This is a genomic window from Frankia sp. CgMI4, assembly GCF_001756285.1.
Lineage (GTDB): Bacteria > Actinomycetota > Actinomycetes > Frankiales > Frankiaceae > Frankia > Frankia casuarinae.
Genome location: NZ_MAQZ01000034.1, coordinates 1 through 1,618 on the forward strand (window position 1 = coordinate 1; position 1,618 = coordinate 1,618).

The 1,618-nt window shown below is 71.3% G+C and carries 1 protein-coding gene; it reads right to left on the reverse strand.

Going from position 1 to position 1,618, the window contains the following annotated elements:
• Positions 1-1,618: condensation domain-containing protein (locus Manayef4_RS02920; RefSeq protein ID WP_254665432.1), on the reverse strand; the 1,618-nt coding region annotated here is incomplete at both ends.

Here is a 1,618-nt window from a genome sequence, read left to right on the forward strand (position 1 = left end):
CCGGCACCACCACCCCCGTCTCATTCCACCCATCCACCACCCGGGCCCGCTCGGTCTCGTCGAGGAGCGGCACCTGGCTGACCCGGAGCGTRGGATCGGCAGCCACCGCCTCCAGCACCCGCACCAGCCGGTTCGCCGTCTCCTCGGCCGTCCGCTGGTCGAACAGGTCGGCCGAGTAGCCGACCGCCCCGCTGATCCCGGCGAGCTCCCCGTCGGGAGTGCGGTTCTCGGCCAGGCTGAACGACAGGTCGAACTTGGCCACGTCCGAGCCAGAGCGCTCCGGCCGTACCGACAGGCCGGGCAGCTCCCAACCCCCGTCCTGGTGGGTGTTCTGGAAGGTCAGCATCACCTGGAACAGCGGGTGCCGGGACAGCGAGCGGGCCGGTTGCAGCTCCTCCACCARCCGCTCGAACGGCACGTCCTGATGGGCGTACGCCGCCAGGTTCATCTCCCGCACCCGGCCGAGCAGCTCGGCAAAGGACGGGTCGCCGCCGAGGTCGGTGCGCAGCACCAGCGTGTTGACGAAGAACCCGATCAGATCGTCCACGGCGGCGTCGCCGCGACCGGCCACCGGGGTGCCCAGCGCGATGTCGGTGCCCGCGCCGAGCCCTGACAGCAGTACCGCAATCGCCGCCTGCATCACCATGAACAGCGTGGCCCGCTCGTCCTGGGCCAGCCCGGTGAGCCGCGCGTGCACCTGCGGGCCGAGCCGCAGCGGCACCGAGCCGCYGGCGAAGGAGGCCACGGGCGGGCGCTGGCGGTCGACCGGCAGGGTCAGCTCGGCAGGAAGCTCAGCCAGGGTCGACCGCCAGTACGCCAGTTGCCTGCTGATCAGGCTGTCCGGGTCGTCCTCACTGCCGAGCACTTCGCGCTGCCAGACCGCGAAGTCGGCGTACTGCACCGGCAAGGGCGCCCACGACGGTTCCTGACCGGACAGTCGCGCCGCATAGGCCGCCGACAGGTCGCGGGTCAGCACCCCCATCGACCAGCCGTCGGCCGCGATGTGGTGCATCACCAGGAGCAGCATGTGCTCCTGCGGGGACAGCGCGAACAAGGACGCCCGCCATGGCAGCTCGTGGCGCACGTCGAACGGACGACTCGCCTCGGCCGCCAGCAGGCCGGGTAGTTCCCGCTCATCGGTGTCCTGCACCACKAGCTCGGGGCCGCCCGCCAGGATCTGCTGGAAGGGCAGCCCATCCGAGTCGGGGAACACCGTCCGCAGGCTCTCGTGCCGAGTCGCGACGTCGGCCAACGCCGCGCGCAACGCCGCCCGGTCCAGGTCAYCGCGCAGCCGCAGCGCCATCGGCATGTTGTAGACCGCGCTGCCCTCCTGCAACCGGTTCAGGAACCACATCCGCGCCTGGCCGAACGACAGCGGCAGCACCGCGGGCCGCCGGCCCGCCACCAGGGCGGTACGAGCGGTACCGTCGCCGCCGACCAGCCTGGCGACACCGGCCGGGGTCTGTGCCGTGAACAGGTCGTGGATGCTGACCTCAGCCCCGAGCGCCCCCCGCACCCGGGCAATCAGCCGCATCGCGAGCAGAGAGTCACCACCAAGATCGAAGAAACTGTCCTCGACCCCGACCCGCTCCAACCGCAACACCTCCGCAAACAAACC